Genomic DNA, 14535 nt, shown 5'->3' on the forward strand with positions numbered 1-14535 from the left:
TGCTTGCAGGCTGAATCAAACCATGGAAGTACTCCTGGTCGATCCATTGGTGCCGGAGGCATTGGCATGGCTTCAGGAGCGGCACGATGTAAGTTTCAGGCCGGAGTTGGCCGACGACACCACTGAGCTGCGCAAGCACACCTACAAGACCCGGGCCATCGTTTTGCCGCCCTATGTCGTGGTGTCGCAAGAACTTCTGAATTTTTCTCCAAAATTGGAGGTGGTGGCGCGCATGCAGGTGTCCGCCGACAACACCGACCTGGAAGCCTGCGCGCGCCGCCAGGTGCGCGTGGTGCAGGCGCGCAGTGCCACGGTGCGCTCCAATGCGGAATACATCCTCTACGGCTTGCTGATGCTGTACCGCAGGGGCATGGTGAGCGCCCTGCTGGGGCGCAAGCTCTCGCAGATCCGCATGGGGCGGGAACTGGCGGGCAGCACGGTGGGCCTGCTGGGGCTGGCGCCGGTGGCGCACACGCTCGCACCCATGTTGCGCAGCCTGGGTGTGCGCCTGGTGGGCTACGACCCGGCGGTCCATCACGCTGCTCCCATCTGGGACAAGCTGGGTGTCGAGCCTGTCACCGTGCATGAATTGCTGGGCCGTTCAGACGCGGTTTCTTTGCAGGTGGTGTACGCCTCGCGCTTCCGGGGCTGGATCAACGAGCGCATGCTCAGTCACTGCAAGCCGGGACAGCTGTGGGTGGGGGTGAGCCGCTCTTCGCTGTTTGAACCGGAAGCCTTGGCGCTGGCGCTCTCTGATGGACGCATCGATGCTTGTCTGCTCGATGGCGCCAGCCCCCAGTTCGCCGCCGAGGGCACACCTTTGCATGGAGCGGCCAATCTGCATCTGACACCCCGGCTGGGTTCCCACACACGGGAAGCCAAGCTTCGGGCAAGCTGGTACGTGGCCCACCGAATTCATGAAACGCTGACGCCTTCCATACACAGAGATGTGCCACAAAGCGACTTTTCCGCACTCGACAGCCTGGATTTCGCCGATCCGGAAGGTCCGCCATCGATGACACCTTCGCAGTGGGATTCGCTGGCGGTACAGAAGCAGTAGGCTGAAACACCCCCCGCGCCGCAGTGCGGCTTTTCCCTCTGGAAGGAGGACGGTAGCTTAGGCCCGGCTCAGACGGTTCCCCGGTACATCTTGATGGCGTGCCTGTGGGCGGCAGGGATGGGTCAATTCAGGCGGCCCAATTGTTCCCGCACCTTGGCCAGTGTGGCCGTGAAGTCCGCCACGCGCTTTTTCTCCTGATCGATCACCGCTGGCGGGGCCTTGGCCACGAAGGCTTCGTTGGCGAGCTTGCCGTTGGCCTTGGCGATCTCGCCTTCAAGCCGGGTGGCTTCCTTGCCCAGTCGGGCTTTTTCAGCCGCCAGGTCGATCTCCATGAACAGGCACAGGCGCGCTTCGCCCACCACCGCCACCGGGGCGGCCTGTGCGGCGGCGGCCCAACTGGCTTCGTCGTCGAACACCCGCACCTCGTTGAGTTTGGCCAGGGCTTGCAGCACCGGGCCCGCGGCGCGCATGAAGTCGGCGTCGCCCACGGTGTACAGCGGCAGGCGCGTGGCAGGCGACACATTCATTTCACCGCGCAGCGCGCGGCAGGCGTCGACCAGCGACTTCAGCTTGACGACGTGTGCGATGGCGGCTTCATCGATCTTGCTGGGCTGGCTCTCCGGGTAGCGCGCCACGCTGACCGATTCACCTGGCAGGCCGGCCACCGGTGCGACTTTCTGCCATAGCTCTTCGGTGATGAACGGAATGACGGGGTGCGCCAGGCGCAGGATGGCTTCCAGCGTGCGGATCAGCGTGCGGCGGGTGGCGCGCTGCTGCGATGCGTCGCCGGTCTGGATCTGCACCTTGGCGATTTCCAGGTACCAGTCGCAGAACTCGTTCCAGACGAAGTCGTAGATGGTGTTGGCCACGTTGTCCAGCCGGTACTCGGCGAAGCCCTTGGCCACCTCGGCTTCCACTTTCTGCAGCACCGAGCTGATCCAGCGGTCGGCCTGGCTGAAGCTCAGGTAGCCGTGGAAGGGCTGGTCGACGGCACATTCTTCCTTGGTGTGGTCCTTCAGACCGCAGTCTTGCCCCTCGCAGTTCATGAGCACGAACCGTGAGGCGTTCCAGAGCTTGTTACAGAAGTTTCGGTAGCCTTCACAACGCTTGCTGTCGAAGTTGATGCTGCGGCCCAGTGAAGCGAGCGCGGCAAAGGTGAAACGCAACGCGTCGGCACCGTAGGCTGGTATACCTTCGGGAAATTCCTTTTCGGTCTGCTTGCGCACCTTGGGTGCGGTCTCGGGCTTGCGCAGGCCGGTGGTGCGTTTGTCCAGCAGGGCGCTGAGGTCGATACCGTCGATCAGGTCCACCGGGTCGAGCACGTTGCCTTCGCTCTTGCTCATCTTCTGACCTTGCGCGTCGCGCACCAGGCCGTGGATGTAGACGTGCTTGAACGGCACGCGGCCGGTGAAATGGGTCGTCATCATGATCATCCGGGCCACCCAGAAGAAGATGATGTCGTAGCCGGTGACCAGCACGCTGCTGGGAAGGTACAGGTTGTAGTCTTCGGTTGCGCCTTCCTTCTGATTCGGCCACCCCATGGTGCTGAAGGGCACCAGGGCGGATGAATACCAGGTATCGAGCACGTCAGGATCGCGCATGAGCACTTTGCCCGGTGCCTGTGCCTGCGCCTCGGCTTCGTTGCGCGCCACGATCACGTCGCCATCTTCGGTGTACCAGGCCGGAATCTGATGGCCCCACCAGAGCTGGCGGCTGATGCACCAGTCCTGGATGTTGTTCATCCACTGGTTGTAGGTGTTGACCCAGTTCTCGGGCACGAAGGTCACTTCGCCCGATTGCACGGCGGCAATGGCCTTGTCGGCAATGGAGGTGCCGCTGGTGTTCTTCTCGTTGCCCTTGGACTGCATGGCCACGAACCATTGATCGGTCAGCATGGGTTCGATCACCTGACCGGTGCGGGCGCAGCGCGGCACCATGAGCTTGTGTTTTTTCACTTCAACCAGCAAGCCGGCGGCTTCGAGGTCGGCCACCACGGCCTTGCGGGCCACGAAGCGGTCGAGGCCACGGTATTTTTCGGGCGCGTTGTCATTGATGGTGGCGTTGAGTGCCAGCACGCCGATGATGGTCAGGTTGTGGCGCTGTCCCACGGCATAGTCGTTGGCATCGTGCGCGGGCGTGACCTTGACCACGCCGGTGCCGAAGGCGCGGTCCACATAGTCGTCGGCAATGACCGGAATATCTCGGTCGCACAGTGGCAGCTTCACCATCTGTCCGATCAGGTGGATGTAGCGTTCGTCTTCCGGGTGCACCATCACGGCCACGTCGCCCAGCATTGTTTCCGGGCGGGTGGTGGCCACGGTCAGCGTGCCGCTGCCATCAGCGAGTGGGTAGGCGATGTGCCATAGAAAGCCGTCTTCTTCTTCACTCTCCACTTCCAGGTCAGACACCGCCGACATCAGCACCGGGTCCCAGTTCACCAGGCGCTTGCCGCGATAGATCAGGCCTTGTTCGTACAGGCGCACAAAAGTCTCGGTCACCACGGTGGAGAGTTTGTCGTCCATGGTGAAATACTCGCGGCTCCAGTCCACCGAGTCGCCCATGCGGCGCATCTGCGTGGTGATGGTGTTGCCGCTTTCTTCCTTCCATTCCCAGACCTTGGCGACGAAGTTCTTGCGCGCCTCGGTGGGTGTGGGCCCCATCTCGTGGCGGCTGATGCCTTGTGCCTGCAACTGGCGCTCCACCACGATCTGCGTGGCGATGCCGGCGTGGTCGGTGCCTGGCACCCAGACCGTGTTGTGCCCGCGCATGCGGTGATACCGCGTGAGGCTGTCCATGATGGTCTGGTTGAACGCGTGGCCCATGTGCAGCGTGCCGGTCACATTGGGCGGGGGCAGCTGGATCGCGAACGAGGGCGCCCCTGCCTCGGCTACACCGGTGCCCCGGAAGCCGGCACGGCCATGGCCTTTCTGTTCCCAGAAAGGGCCCCACTGGGCTTCGATGGCGGCGGGTTCGAAGGACTTCGACAGGCTGTCGAGTCCGGGCTGGGCGGGCGTTTGGGACATGGTGGGGATCCGGGGATAGTGGCGGGGGTGCGGGTGGATTGGCCCGCTCCCGGCTGGGAAACCCTCGATTTTACGGGGCGTGCCTTGCTGGCTAGCGCTGAGGATTCCGTTGTCTGTGTGTTTTGTCTTTCGTGGCGTGCCGGGTCTCGCCCCGGCGGGCGAGTTACCTTTCTTTGCGTCGCTGTATGGACCGGAGACATAGGAAACAGGTGTGCGGAGACATAGGAAACACTTTTCTTGCGCGAACAGCGCAAGGAGAGCCCTATGCCCTGGACACCGAGAGCCCTGATGGACATCAAACGCGAGTTTCTGGAACTGGCCCTCCAGGAGGGTGCCAACCGTCGAGAACTGTGCCGCCGCTTCGGCATCAGCCCCAAGACTGCTTACACCCTGCTGGCTCGGCATGAGCAGGAAGGTGTTGCCGCCCTGGTGCCACGCTCAAGAAAGCCGAACAACAGCCCCTCGCGCAGCTCAACCGAGGTGGAGCGCGCCGTGGTTGAGCTGCGTGCTCAGCACCCCGGCTGGGGTGGTCGCAAGATCGCGCGGCGCTTGAGCGAGCTCGGGCTTCTCAACGGGCCACCCCCGAGCACCGTCACCTCCATCCTGCACCGCCATGGCTTGATCTCTTGCGAGGCCACCCAGGCCGCCCAGCACTGGATCCGTTTCGAGCACGATCAGCCCAATGCGCTGTGGCAAATCGACTTCAAGGGCGACTTTGCCACCCACCAGGGCAAGTGCTATCCCTTGACTCTGCTGGATGACCACTCCCGTTTCAATCTTGCGCTGCAAGCCTGCGCGAATGTGAGGACCTCCAGCGTGCAACCTCATCTGGCAGCTGTGTTCCAGCGCTACGGCCTGCCTGCACGGATCAACGCCGACAACGGTGCGCCTTGGGGCAGTCCGAGCTCGCCGGGGCAAAGCTTGAGCGAGTTAAGCATCTGGCTCATACGTCTTGGCATACATGTGAGCCACAGCGCGCCCTACCACCCCCAAACCAACGGCAAGGTCGAGCGCTTTCACGGCTCCTTGAACACGGAAGTGCTGGCTGGGCGCAGCTTTATCAGCCTGGAGCAGGCGCAAACCGCGTTCACGCACTGGCGAGGTGTGTACAACCACGAGCGCCCGCACGATGCGTTGAATCTTCAGACGCCAGCCAAGCGCTACCGAACCAGTCCGATTCCATATGCGCAGACACTACCGGAGATTGAATACCCCACGGGGGACACCGTGGTCACGGTGAGCTGGGACGGGCAAGCCAGCTTCAAAGGGCACAAGATCAAGGTCTCCAGCTCCTTGCTCAAGCTGCCCATCGCGTTCCGAGCAGATCACGAGCGCGATGGCGTCTACGATGTGTTCTTCTGCCACCAGCGCTTCATGCGCCTGGATTTGAACCGCTTGACCACCGCTTCCTGAGACTTCGAGGTGTTTCCTATGTCTCCGCACACCTGTTTCCTATGTCTCCGGTCCATACACGTCGCCAAAGAAAGGTAACCCAAAGAAAGGCGACCCTGCTGCCAGTGACCCCTGCGCTGCGCTCCGGGGCAACCTGTGGTGCTCGCAGCGGGCGGGGTCCGTGCAAACTCGGCTATCGCCTCAAACATGCACGGCCTTTATTCCGCCCGCTGCTGCGCTCCTCGGCACCGGCAGAAGGGGCCCGAATGCGGGATCGGGCTCCCCCTCGAACAAAAGCCCCTGCATCAGGAGAAGGCCCTTTCTGCGCGAGCCGAGGAGCGCAGGCCTGGGCGGATGAAGGGCTGCGCATGTCTGAGCGCAGCGAGTTTGCGCAGACCCCGCCCTGGGTGAGCACCGCAGGGTGCCCGTAGCGCAGCGCAGGGTCTCGCGCAGCAGGGGTCGTTTTCATTGCCTGCTTTCTTTGTCGACACAAAGAAAGCAGGTGCGCCGCCGGGCGCACATCCCGGCACGCCACGAAAGGAAAAACACAGCGACAACGCAACAATACCAACCCGAGAGCCACCCGGCCCTCAAGAGGGATCCGCAGCGGGAACAGGCATCTTCCGCGCCGCCTCAACACACTCCCCCAACACCCTCGCATCCCCCACCTGATTCGCCAGCAACAAAATCAGGCGGGCATTGAGCAGCTCGGAAGCCTCCCGACTCAACCCGACGTGCGCATCCATCAGCTGCTCGTAAAACCCGTCGGCATCCTGAAAATGCGGTGTCGTTTTCATTCGGTGTCTCCTCGCAATCCCAGGGAGCGCTCAATCGCCGCCACCAGTTGGCCGTTCACGCTTTCGCCGCTGGCGGCCAGGTAGCCGTCGGGCCGCACCAGCGCCCAGGCGTGGCCAAACACATGGCAGGCGCCTTGCAAGTGGGCCTGTGGATCGCGCACATGCTCCACCGCTTGCGCGGTGGCGTCGATGCCGAGCACCTGCACGCTGCGCACCGGTGCGTCAAAACAAAGGCGGCGCAGGCGTTGCAGTGCCGATGGCGACAGATCACCAAACACCAGTACCAGCAGATCACCGGCGGCCCAATCGAGCAAGTCGTTGACGCGGCCTCTTGATCCGTCGGCCCAGGCAAAAGACACGTTCTGTACCGACTGCCCGGCGGCACTGCCCGGTGCGTAGGTGCATGCCCTTGAATGACTGTAGGGGTTGGCCACCGCCATGCGGCCGGTGTTGATCAAGCTGCGTGCGAAAGGGTATTGCCGGGCCAGGCCGATGGTGGCCTGGCGGAACAGTCGTTCGGCGCCATCGGCGGGCCGCAGAAAGCGGGCGGTGCGGTTGGTCACGCACACGTTTTGCTGCGCCGCTTCCAGGCGCTCGTCGCCATAGCTCTCCAGCAGAGCCGCGTCGGCTTTGCCGCGCAGCACGGCCGCGAGTTTCCATGCGAGGTTGTCGGCGTCGGCCACGCCGGTGTTGCCACCGCGAGCGCCGAAAGGGCTGACCACCTTGGCCGCATCGCCCATGAGGAACACGCGGCCATGGCGCAGGGCGTGCACACATTCGCTGCGGTAGGCGTAGGGGCCTACCCAGACAATCTCGACCTCCACATCGGGGCCGAACTGCCGGGCCAGTCGCTCACGCACCACGTCTTCGCGACTCACAAGTTCGGGGTCGGCGTTGGGCGCCATCTGGTAGTCGATGCGCCAGACGTCGTCGGCCATCAGGTGCTGCCACACCGCCCTGTTTTCGTTGAACGGGGCTTCGATCCAGGTGTGCCGCTCCACCGGCGGGCGGGTGCTGAAACGCACGTCGGCGATGCACCAGCGGTCGTCGCCTCGGCGCGAGTCAAACGGGACGTCCAGCCATTGGCGCAGCGGGCTGTGTGAGCCGGTGGCATCGATCACGTGGTCGGCTTCCAGCGCGTAGGTGCCCGCGGGCGTTTCCACCGTGAGCGTGGCGTAATCGGCGTTCTGCTCGAAAGCGGTCAGTCGGTTCTGCCAGCGCAGTTCGACTGTGCCCAGATCGTGGATGCGATCGACCAGAAAGCTCTCGATGTAGAACTGCTGGATGTTGATGAACGGCGGCTGACTGCTGAGGTGGAAGTTGCCCTGCTGGCGCAGGTCGAAGCTGTACACCTCGTCTTCACCGGCAAAGGTGCGGCCCACGCTCCACTGCGTGCCTTTGGCGGCGATGCGTTCAAAAATACCCAGGCGCTCGAAGATTTCCAGCGACTTCTGCGTGTAGCAGATGCCGCGCGACGAAGCGCCCTTGACACCCACTGTGTTGTCTTCGTCGATCAGCACCGCCTTCACCCCCAGGCGCGCCAGCGAGCAGGCCAGCGTGAGACCGCTGATGCCGCCGCCCACGATCACGATGGGGTAGCGCTCCACGGTGCCGCTGTGCAGCTCCGGGGGTGGCACAAACGGGTACTCCGGCAGCACATAACCGGCACCGCTGGTGAATTCGTAGTGATTGGTGAGGGCGGTGTCGCGGTAAACAGGGGGGCTCATGGGCGCGTCCCGTTCAAGGCTGCGTGCGTGCGATCACTTCAGGTCGGTCGTTCTGCTGTGGCTTGAGTGGGGCGGCCGTCTTGCCTTCAGCCCGCTCCTTGCGCCATTGCTCCTTGCGCACTGTCCATTCGGCCAGGCGGACGTGAGCGGTCTTGCTTTCTTCCAGCATTTCAAACTCGTCAGCCAACTGCGCTGTGAGTTCCAGGCGGATGCCGTTGGGATCGAAGAAGTAAATGCTTTTGAAGATGTGGTGGTCGGTCACGCCCAGCACCTCGATGTCGCTGGCTTCCAGCCGGGCCTTGGTGTTCTCCAGCTCTTGAATGGTGTTCACCCTGAAGCTGATGTGGTTGACCCACTTTGGTGTGTTCGGGCTGGGCAGCGCGGCCACATCGTCACCGAGGTCGAAAAATGCGATGAACGAGCCGTCTTGCAGGCGGAAGAAGAAGTGGGTGTACGGGCAGTATTCGCCGGTGCTCGGTACCACGTCGCTCTGGATGATGTGATACAGCGGCAGACCCAGGATGTCTTCGTAGAAGCGGCGCGTCTCTTCAGCATCCTTGGCCCGGTAAGCGTAGTGGTGCAACTGCTGAATGGGTGCTGGCGGGGGCAGGGTGGTGGGCATGTCGGTCTCCTGAAAGCCGGTAGGCAATTCACCATTGTGCAATTCATTTCCCAAAAGGAAATTCTTTATCGCTTACTCCGTGCCAGTTTGAGGGTTTCCCGGTGCGCTGTCGATGGGTTGGGAACAAATATTCCACTCCCGGCGCGGATGGCGAAGGGCAAAGTGTGTTGGTCAGAATGAAGCTGAACATTGCACTTGAACCAGGCCTCGGCCAACCCAGGCGTTTGGCGGGGGTGGCGGTTGGTTTTCTGCCCCATGCCAAAATCGCGCGCATGTTGTTCCTCATCTCTCCGGCCAAAGCGCTCGACTACGAGACGCCGGCCCACATAAACACCCACACCCAGCCGCTTTTCATGAACCAGGCCACCGAACTGATCGGTGTGCTGCGCGACAAATCACCCCAGCAGGTGGCTGAACTCATGGGCCTGTCGGACACCTTGTCTGGCTTGAATGTGGCGCGTTACCAGGCCTGGCGGCCGAAGTTCACGTCGCGCAATGCCAAGCAGGCGGTGCTGGCATTCAATGGCGACGTGTATGGCGGTCTTGACGCTGCCCACCTCGACGAAGCCAGCCTTGAATGGTTGCAGCAGCACCTGTGCATCCTGAGCGGTCTTTACGGCGTCCTGCGTCCGCTGGACCTGATGCAGCCGTACCGGCTGGAGATGGGCACCCGCCTGGTGACGCCCAAGGGCAAGAATCTGTACCAGTTCTGGGGTACCCAGGTATCGCAGCACCTCAACGAGCGCGCACGCGCCGAGTTGAGCCCGGTCGTGATCAACCTGGCCAGTGAAGAGTACTTCAAGGTGGTCGATCGAAAGACACTGGTGCCGCGCGTGGTCACTTGCGTGTTTGAAGAGCGCAAGGCCGATGGCTACAAGGTGATCAGCTTCATGGCCAAGCGCGCGCGTGGCCTGATGGTGCGGCATGCGGTGCTGCACCGGGTGACCACGCCCGAGCAGCTCAAGGCCTTTGACGCCGAGGGCTACCGGTTCGTGCCAGCCGCGTCCGGTACGGATCGGCTGGTGTTTCGACGTGAGCAAAAGGCCTGAACGGCACCTGGAGCAGACATGAGCCAGATCATCACCATCGAATTGCGGAAGTGGATTCTTGAGCAGTCTGCGGCAGGGCATTCGCATGAATCGATCCTGGCCGCCATGATGACCGCCGGCTGGGCGCGCGATGTGGCCAGTCACGCGCTGCAGAACACGCTGCCGGCACAGCAACCTGGACCACCTGCCGTGGAGGTGGCCGACACGGCGGTGCAGTCGCCAGAGCAGGGCGTTTTGACTCGGACAGCCAATGCGAAGGTTCCCGACCTGGATCTGAGCCGATCACCTCGCAAGGTAGACGCTGGCGATCGCTCCGTTGACGTGCTGGCCACACTGACCCAGCCGAGGGTGGTGGTTCTGGGCGGCTTGCTCAGCGACGAAGAGTGCGATGCCCTGATCGCAGCGGCCCGCCCGCGCATGGCACGCTCGCTCACCGTGCAGACCCAGACCGGTGGCGAAGAGCTCAACCCTGACCGCACCAGCAACGGCATGTTTTTCAACCGCGGTGAAAGCGAGTTGATCACCCGCATTGAAGCGCGCATTGCCCGGCTGCTGAACTGGCCGGTCGACCACGGAGAAGGCATGCAGGTGCTGCACTACCACCCCGGTGCCGAGTACAAGCCGCACTATGACTACTTCGACCCTGCCGAGCCGGGCACGCCGACCATTCTCAAGCGCGGGGGGCAACGCCTGGCGACGCTGGTGATGTACCTCAGCGAACCGGCCTGCGGTGGTGGCACCACTTTTCCTGATGTGGGCCTGGAAGTCGCACCCCAGCGCGGCAACGCGGTGTTCTTCAGCTACGACAGGCCCCACCCCACCACACGCACCCTGCACGGTGGCGCGCCGGTCATCGAAGGCGAAAAGTGGGTGGCTACCAAGTGGTTGCGCGAGCGCGTCTTTACATGAAGGTGCTGGGCAACGGACTGCAGTTCGAAGTCGAGGTATCTGGCGATCCCCAGGCGCCTGCCGTGTTGCTCACCATGGGCCTGGGAATGCAGCTCACGGCCTGGCCCGACACCCTGTTGCAGGCGCTGCGCGATGCAGGCTACCGGGTCATCTGCTACGACAACCGCGACATCGGGCTTTCCACGCACCTGGACCATCTGGGTGTACCCAACATGGCATGGCAGGTCATCAGGCACCGGCTGGGCTGGGCACCGAAACCTCCGTATGGGTTGCAAGACATGGCACAGGACGCTCTGGGCATTCTGGACGCGCTCGACTTGAGACAGGCCCATCTGGTGGGTGTGTCCATGGGGGGCATGATCTCCCAGCGCATCGCAGCCACGGCATCTGAGCGGGTGCTCAGCCTGACCAGCATCATGAGTTCCAGCGGCGCCCCTCGTCTGCCGGGGCCACGCAGCGATGTGATGCGTGCATTGCTCAAGCGCCCGCGCAGCCGTTCGCCCGAAGACGTGGTGGCGCACACGCTGGAGATCTTCCGCCTCATTGGCAGCCCGGCGTACCCGCAAGACATGCCGGTCTTTGAACAACACCTGATGGCAGGTGCCCGACGCAGTTACCATCCCGAGGGGGTGGCCAGGCAGCTCATGGCTGTCGTGGCCGACAGCGGACGCCACAGCTTGCTTGATAAAGTGTCCTGCCCCACCCTGGTGCTGCATGGGACTGCCGACCCGCTGGTGCCCATGGCGTGCGGCCAGGACACCGCAGCGCGCATTGCCGGCGCCCGCTTCACTTCCATCGAAGGCATGGGCCACGACTGGCCGCCTGGGGTGGCGGTGCAACTGGCCCAACATATCGTTCCCCATCTCAAGGCCGCCCGAGCCTGATTTCCCGACTTGCTGATCATGAATGCCAACATCCCCGAACACTCCCAGCTTGGCAAGGCTTCTGCCTACGCCGATCAGTACGACGCTTCACTGCTGTTCCCGCTGCCACGCGAGCCCAAGCGGGTCGAGATCGGGATCAAGGGCAGCCTGCCGTTTCTGGGTGCCGACCTGTGGACCGCGTTCGAGCTGAGCTGGCTCAACCTGCGCGGCAAACCACAGGTGGCGCTGGCCCACATCACCGTTCCCTGTGAGAGCACGCACATCGTCGAGAGCAAGTCGTTCAAGCTCTACCTGAACAGCTTCAACAACACCCGGTTCGAGAGTGCCGATGCGGTGCGTGACCGCATTCGCAGCGATGTGGGCGCGGCCATCTGGCAGGGTGGGGCAATTCAGTCATCGCCCGGTGTGCGTCTGCTCCTGCCTGAGCTGTTCGACTGCGAACCGGTTCAGGAACTCGATGGCCTGTCGATCGACCGGCTTGATGTGGAGTGCACGCGCTATGAACCCGCGCCCGATCTGCTCACAGCCGCGTTTGACGAAAAGCCGGTGGATGAAACGCTGGTCAGCAACCTGCTCAAAAGCAACTGCCTGGTGACTGGCCAGCCCGACTGGGGAAGCTTGCAGGTTCGTTACAGCGGTCCGCAGATCGACCAGGCCGGCCTGCTGCAGTACATCGTGAGCTTTCGCAACCACAACGAATTCCACGAACAGTGCGTGGAGCGCATTTACAGCGACATCATGGCGCGCTGCAAGCCGGCCAAGCTCATGGTGTACGCCCGCTACACCCGCCGCGGCGGGCTCGACATCAACCCCTGGCGCAGCAGCCACCCACAGTTGCCGCCGGCCAATGTGCGAACGGCGCGCCAGTGATTGGTTGCTGGGAAGGGTCGATCATTTCGACCGGTACGACAGGGCGTTGAACTGGGGCGCTAAAAAAGAACATTAGGTGAATTGATGATTCACCCTTATCATCAGTAGATTCCTTTCTGGATGCGCGTGCACCATACGCTGATCCAAAGAGGCTGCCAGACACCGCAAATCTTGCGCACTGGCTTCGCTCTCGGCCCCTCGCCGAACCAGCCCCCTTCGCCAAGCCGCGAACCGCTGGGCTTCTTTTCTGGCTCCATTCACACACGGCAGTTGCCCGCTTGCGCCGCAAACTGCCGATCTCCCTCCACTCGCCAGGTTCCTGGCACAACCCCGACCGATGTCCCACCTTGCGTGCGCACGTGTTCGGATGCACCTCCGGTGCGACACCCTTTTCAGGTGGAATCGAAAGAAACCGCCATCTCCCCGCGTCGTGAAGCCGTTTTTTCTGGCTGAACACGCTTCTATCGAAAGGCTCTCCTATGAGCAGCAAACTTTACGTGGGCAACCTGCCCTACTCCGTTACCGACGACAGCCTGCGCAGCAACTTCTCCGAATACGGTGCAGTGGCTTCCGCCAAGGTCATGACCGACCGCGAAAGCGGCCGCTCAAAGGGCTTCGGCTTTGTCGAAATGGGTTCCGAAGCAGAAGCCCAATCCGCTATCGATGGCCTCAATGGTCAATCGGTTGACGGCCGCTCGATCGTGGTCAACGTGTCCCGGCCGAAAGAAGCCGGCAGCACCGGCGGTGGTTACCGTTCGGGCGCTGGTCGTTACTGATCCAGCAGGCTTGTCCTGAAAAAAACCGGCGCCTTGCGCCGGTTTTTTTTCGTCTAGGAATGTCCGATGGCCTGCAGCGCATCCAGGTCGAGGATTTCGATTTCACCGCGTGAGACACGCACGATCTGCCGCTCACGCAAGTCGTGCAGCAACTGGTTCGTGGTCTGGCGGGTGAGGCCCAGCATGTGCGCCAGCTCTTCCTGCGTGATGGCGAGCACGCGTCTCGTGGCTTGTTCATTCGCCCCCAGGCCATAGCCTCTGGCCATCAGCAACAGGCGGCGTGCCAGTCGCTGTGCGCTGGTCAGCGCGGTCTGTTCCTCCAGGCTCACGAATGCCAGGCGCATTTTGTCTGCCATGAGCAGACCCAGGTCGCGCCAGTGCTGCGGGTGCTGGTCCAGCCAGGCTTGCAGCTCGCGGTGAGGCACTTGCAACACGGTGGTGGCTTCGTGCGCGTGGGCGTCGTGGGTGCGCGCTGCGTTGTCGAACACCGCGATTTCACCGAACCATGCCGGTGGGCCCAGCAGCACCAGCAGAGTTTCACGTGCGGCTTCGGGCGCGCCGTCGTGACCGGAGATGCGCACCGATCCGCTGATCACCGCGTAAAGGCCGCAGGGCGGGCTCTGCCGCAGAAACAGCACCTCACCCGCTTGAAGATGACGCACCTGCCCCATGCCGACCAGCGCATCGGCAAACGCCGGCGGCAATTGGCGGAACCAGCGGCCCGATTGCAGGATGGGCAGGTGTTGCGCTGGATCGTTGTTCATGGGGTCGCGCATAGGTGTAAACGCGTGGAGGTTGCCATTGTGTCGGCTGCCCGACAGACGATGGTCGGGAGCGTGAATGAACATGCGGGCCACGTCAACATATGAGGTGACCCATGAAAACCCTGACCGAACACCTTTCCCATTACGCCGCCTACCACCTGGACGCACGCAACGTGGCCACCCATGTGGTGGGCGTGCCCATGATCATGCTGGCGGTGGCCACCATGCTGGCCCGCCCGGTCTGGCTGGTGGGTGGACTGCCGGTGTCGCCCGCGGTGCTGGTGAGCCTGGCCTGCGTGCTGTTCTACCTTCGGCTGGACCTGCGGTTCGGCCTGACCATGGCGGTCTGGCTGGCTGTGTTCGTGGCTTTTGCTCACGGGCTGGCCGCGCAATCCACGGTGCTGTGGCTCACAACGGGCATCGGCCTGTTCGTGGTGGGCTGGGCCATTCAGTTCCTGGGTCACTACTATGAAGGGCGCAAGCCTGCGTTCGTGGACGACATCGTGGGCCTGCTGATCGGCCCTCTGTTCCTTGTGGTGAAGCTGGCCTTTGCGCTGGGTTGGCGGCTGGACCTCAAGGCCGAAATCGAGCGGCAAGTGATGCGGCCCCGGGCACAGACAGGCTCAGGGTGCAGCGGCCTGACTGTCTGAGCGGCTCAAGCT

The 14535-nt window shown here is 62.9% G+C and carries 13 protein-coding genes; 8 read left to right on the top strand and 5 right to left on the bottom strand.

Going from position 1 to position 14535, the window contains the following annotated elements; genetic code table 11:
• The first annotated feature begins 22 nt into the window (after positions 1–22).
• Positions 23–1060 (top strand): D-isomer specific 2-hydroxyacid dehydrogenase family protein, encoded by a 1038-nt coding sequence (locus Q7V46_RS11175; protein ID WP_304913620.1) that lies wholly within the window; start codon positions 23–25, stop codon positions 1058–1060.
• Between the two features lie 122 nt (positions 1061–1182).
• Here Q7V46_RS11175 and Q7V46_RS11180 read toward each other — a convergent pair whose 3' ends face one another.
• Positions 1183–4083 carry a valine--tRNA ligase gene (locus Q7V46_RS11180; protein ID WP_304913621.1) on the bottom strand — a complete coding sequence of 967 codons (2901 nt, stop codon included), beginning with the start codon at positions 4081–4083 and terminating at the stop codon, positions 1183–1185.
• A 264-nt stretch (positions 4084–4347) separates the two neighbouring features.
• On the opposite strand from Q7V46_RS11180, the gene Q7V46_RS11185 reads away from it, so the two are divergent.
• On the top strand, positions 4348–5496 hold the full coding sequence (locus tag Q7V46_RS11185; protein ID WP_304913622.1) for an IS481 family transposase: 1149 nt from the start codon (positions 4348–4350) through the stop codon (positions 5494–5496).
• Between the two features lie 569 nt (positions 5497–6065).
• Here Q7V46_RS11185 and Q7V46_RS11190 read toward each other — a convergent pair.
• Genes Q7V46_RS11190 through Q7V46_RS11200 form a run of 3 tightly spaced genes read right to left on the bottom strand, consistent with a single transcriptional unit; the run spans position 6066 to position 8621 of the window.
• Complete coding sequence (locus tag Q7V46_RS11190) at positions 6066–6272, bottom strand: DUF2783 domain-containing protein (protein ID WP_304913623.1); 207 nt, start codon at positions 6270–6272, stop codon at positions 6066–6068.
• Complete coding sequence (locus Q7V46_RS11195) at positions 6269–7999, bottom strand: FAD-dependent oxidoreductase (protein ID WP_304913624.1); 1731 nt, start codon at positions 7997–7999, stop codon at positions 6269–6271. The genes Q7V46_RS11190 and Q7V46_RS11195 overlap by 4 nt, the downstream gene beginning before the upstream one ends.
• A 13-nt stretch (positions 8000–8012) precedes the next feature.
• The gene (locus Q7V46_RS11200; protein ID WP_304913625.1) at positions 8013–8621 is read right to left on the bottom strand and encodes a VOC family protein; all 609 of its coding nucleotides are present in this window, start codon (positions 8619–8621) and stop codon (positions 8013–8015) included.
• Positions 8622–8893: 272 nt separating this feature from the next.
• Between Q7V46_RS11200 and yaaA the strand changes: the two genes are divergently transcribed.
• From yaaA to Q7V46_RS11225, 5 genes are all read left to right on the top strand, one after another.
• Positions 8894–9670: a peroxide stress protein YaaA gene (gene yaaA / locus Q7V46_RS11205; protein WP_304913626.1), complete on the top strand. Its 777-nt coding sequence runs from the start codon at positions 8894–8896 to the stop codon at positions 9668–9670.
• An 18-nt stretch (positions 9671–9688) separates the two neighbouring features.
• Complete coding sequence (locus Q7V46_RS11210; RefSeq protein ID WP_304913627.1) at positions 9689–10579, top strand: 2OG-Fe(II) oxygenase; 891 nt, start codon at positions 9689–9691, stop codon at positions 10577–10579.
• Positions 10537–11463: an alpha/beta fold hydrolase gene (locus tag Q7V46_RS11215; protein WP_370690332.1), complete on the top strand. Its 927-nt coding sequence runs from the start codon at positions 10537–10539 to the stop codon at positions 11461–11463. The genes Q7V46_RS11210 and Q7V46_RS11215 overlap by 43 nt, the downstream gene beginning before the upstream one ends.
• A gap of 18 nt (positions 11464–11481) precedes the next feature.
• The gene (gene queF / locus Q7V46_RS11220) at positions 11482–12333 is read left to right on the top strand and encodes an NADPH-dependent 7-cyano-7-deazaguanine reductase QueF (protein ID WP_304913628.1); all 852 of its coding nucleotides are present in this window, start codon (positions 11482–11484) and stop codon (positions 12331–12333) included.
• Positions 12334–12812: 479 nt separating this feature from the next.
• The gene (locus tag Q7V46_RS11225; RefSeq protein WP_304913629.1) at positions 12813–13109 is read left to right on the top strand and encodes an RNA-binding protein; all 297 of its coding nucleotides are present in this window, start codon (positions 12813–12815) and stop codon (positions 13107–13109) included.
• Positions 13110–13162: 53 nt separating this feature from the next.
• Here the strand turns inward: Q7V46_RS11225 and Q7V46_RS11230 are convergent, their stop codons facing one another.
• Positions 13163–13873, bottom strand: a complete 711-nt coding sequence (locus Q7V46_RS11230; RefSeq protein ID WP_304913630.1) for a Crp/Fnr family transcriptional regulator — start codon at positions 13871–13873, stop codon at positions 13163–13165.
• A gap of 113 nt (positions 13874–13986) precedes the next feature.
• Between Q7V46_RS11230 and Q7V46_RS11235 the strand changes: the two genes are divergently transcribed.
• Positions 13987–14523 carry a DUF962 domain-containing protein gene (locus Q7V46_RS11235; protein WP_304913631.1) on the top strand — a complete coding sequence of 179 codons (537 nt, stop codon included), beginning with the start codon at positions 13987–13989 and terminating at the stop codon, positions 14521–14523.
• Positions 14524–14535 lie beyond the last annotated feature (12 nt).

This window comes from Hydrogenophaga sp. (genome assembly GCF_030651625.1).
Taxonomy (GTDB): domain Bacteria; phylum Pseudomonadota; class Gammaproteobacteria; order Burkholderiales; family Burkholderiaceae_C; genus Hydrogenophaga.